Source organism: Clostridium sartagoforme AAU1 (assembly GCF_000401215.1).
Lineage (GTDB): Bacteria > Bacillota > Clostridia > Clostridiales > Clostridiaceae > Clostridium > Clostridium sartagoforme.
Genome location: NZ_ASRV01000003.1, coordinates 1 through 2,766 on the forward strand (window position 1 = coordinate 1; position 2,766 = coordinate 2,766).

At 30.9% G+C, this 2,766-nt stretch carries 2 protein-coding genes; both read right to left on the minus strand.

The window, feature by feature from the left end; all coding sequences use genetic code 11:
• Positions 1–1,055 (minus strand): DNA-processing protein DprA (gene dprA, locus A500_RS00020; protein WP_016205550.1); only part of this gene is annotated, 1,055 nt, incomplete at its 3' end.
• A 26-nt stretch (positions 1,056–1,081) separates the two neighbouring features.
• A complete protein-coding gene (locus A500_RS00025; RefSeq protein WP_016205551.1) occupies positions 1,082–2,623 on the minus strand; it encodes a YifB family Mg chelatase-like AAA ATPase in 1,542 nt (513 codons plus the stop codon).
• Between the last annotated feature and the right edge of the window lie 143 nt (positions 2,624–2,766).

Sequence of the window (2,766 nt, forward strand, 5' to 3'; positions counted from 1 at the left end):
TTTGCTTTTTGATATATCTTTCCTTCTAACTCCATTGAAAGTAATATATCAAACAATAAAGATATATCTTTATTTAAAATAATTATTATTTCATCTATTGTGCTTGGTTTATTTCTTATTATATTGAAAATTTCATACTCCATTTTACCAAAGCTTTGTTCAATTATATGATTGCTACTATAATTAATATTATTATTTTCTATTAACAGTTGTTTAGGAGTTAAATATATTTTTGCACCTTCAGCTATAAGTTTATTTGTGCCTTTACTTTCTTTTAAATAGACATTATTTGGAACAGCGTATATTTGCTTGTTTTGTTCTCTTGCATATTTAGCAGTTATTAAAGCGCCACTATTTTCTCCTGCTTCTACAATTAGAACTTTTTTAGAACAAGCACTTATAAGTCTGTTTCTTCTAGGAAAATTATGTGTGCTTGGCATGGTTCCTGGTGGATATTCTGAAACTACTGCTCCATTTGCAATTATTTGTTCCATAAGCCCAGCATGTTCTTTTGGATAACATATATCTACCCCACACCCTAAAAAAGCTACTGTATTCCCTGCAGCTTTTATGCAAGCTGTATGAGCATAGCTATCAATTCCCTTTGCCATGCCGCTTATTACTGGTATCCCATTTCTAGCTAAATATGTTGCTGCTTCAACTGTAATTTGCTTACCATAATTAGTACACCTTCTGGAGCCAACTATTGCTACACTCTCTAAGTTATTCCATAGACTTCCTTTATAGTAAAGTAAAATAGGCATATTAGAATAATTATTTAGACTATAAGGAAACTTTTCGTCCTTATAATTTATTATCCTTATCTTGTCTCTTTCACATTTATCCAAAATTGAATTAGCTTTCTCTAGACTCTTGCTTCTTACTATATTTTCAGCTAGACTCTCCCCTACTCCTTGAATAGATAGCAGCATTTCTTTCGGCGCATCATAAATATTTTCTGGAAAGTGGAAATTATCTATTAACCTTCTAGCTATAATAGGCCCAATTCCTTTTATTTCATTTAACCAAATCCAATATAAATAATTTTCTTTCATATATTCCCCTATATAAAATTTTTACTTTATACTACAATCATATTTGCCTGTTCCTTATCTAAATCCCTTGACATAAGAGCTTTAATAATATCTTCTTTTCTTATATTTTTTGATTCATCCATATCTGCGAAGGTTCTAGCAACCTTTAAATACTTGTGATAAGATCTTGCACTAAATCTAAATCTCTCATAAGCTAGCTGAATAAGCCTATTGCAATCTTCATCTAAAGCGCAAAACTCTTTTATCATTGCAGGAGTCATTTCTGCATTACAATTTATTTTATCAAGTCTTCTAAATCTTTTAACTTGAATAAACCTTGCTCTTTCTACCCTTTCTCTTAATTCTTTCGAAGTTTTTCCATTAGAGTAATTAGATAATTCCATAAAATCTACTGGCTGGGCATATTTTTGAATATCTATTCTATCTAAAATAGGCCCTGATATTTTTTGTCTATATTTTAAAATTTCATAGTCTGTGCATTTACATCTGCTATCACCATAATAGCCACAAGGACAAGGATTCATAGCTGCTACTATCATAAAACTTGCTGGATATGAATTAGTATATTTTACTCTTGAAACCGTAACTACCCCGTCTTCCATAGGCTGTCTTAACGCATCTAAAGTTCTTCTGCTAAATTCAGCTATTTCATCCAGAAATAAGACACCATTATGTGCTAAAGATATTTCACCTGGCATTGCGTTATTACCGCCCCCAATTAAAGCATTCATAGATGCATTATGATGAGGGGCTCTAAATGGTCTTTCTGTTATTAAGGTTCCCTTGTTTTTTAAAAGTCCTGCAACACTATAAATTTTAGTTACTTCTAAGGCTTCCCTTTCAGTCATCATTGGTAAAATAGTTGGAATTCTTTTAGCTATCATAGATTTTCCGCAGCCTGGTGAACCTGACATAATTATATTATGACCACCAGCAGCAGATACAACAATATATTCTATAAGAGAGTCTTGCCCCTGAACATCTTCAAAATCTAAAAGGTAATCTCTGCTTATTTTATGATTCTCCTTATATATCTCTAAAAAATTATTATATGTAGATGTACCTTCTAGAAATTTAACTACATCAATTAGTGTCTCAAATGCAAAAATATTTATATCACTAACTAATGAAGCTTCTTGCAAATTATCCTTAGGTACAATTAAATTATTTATTCCCTTCTTTTTTGCTTCTATTGCCATTGGTAGTATTCCAGAACAAGGTCTTAACTCACCATTTAAAGATAATTCCCCAATAAATCCAAAAGTATTAATTTCACTTATAGTTATCTGATTAGTTTGAATTAGTATTCCTATTGCCATTCCTAAATCAAAATGCGATCCACTTTTCTTTATATCCCCTGGAGCCAAATTTATAACTACCTTCATTTTGGGAAAATCATAATTTTCATGATTTATAGCTGCCTCTAATCTTTGCCTTGCTTCTTTTATTGCAGCATCTCCAAGACCAACTATAGTTACAGAGGGCTGACCATATATAGTATCACTTTCAATATTTACAACATAAGCATCTATACCAGATATAGCAAAACTTTTAACTGATGATGCCAATTTCTTTCTCCTCCTCAGAAAAATTATTCTTTATAAGATTTTCTACAAAAGCTTTATATAGAAACCTAGCTGTTTCACTTTTAAAATAACTTAGTATCTTGCTACTATCAATTATTTTTTCTTCTTTTAAGCCTATAGTCATA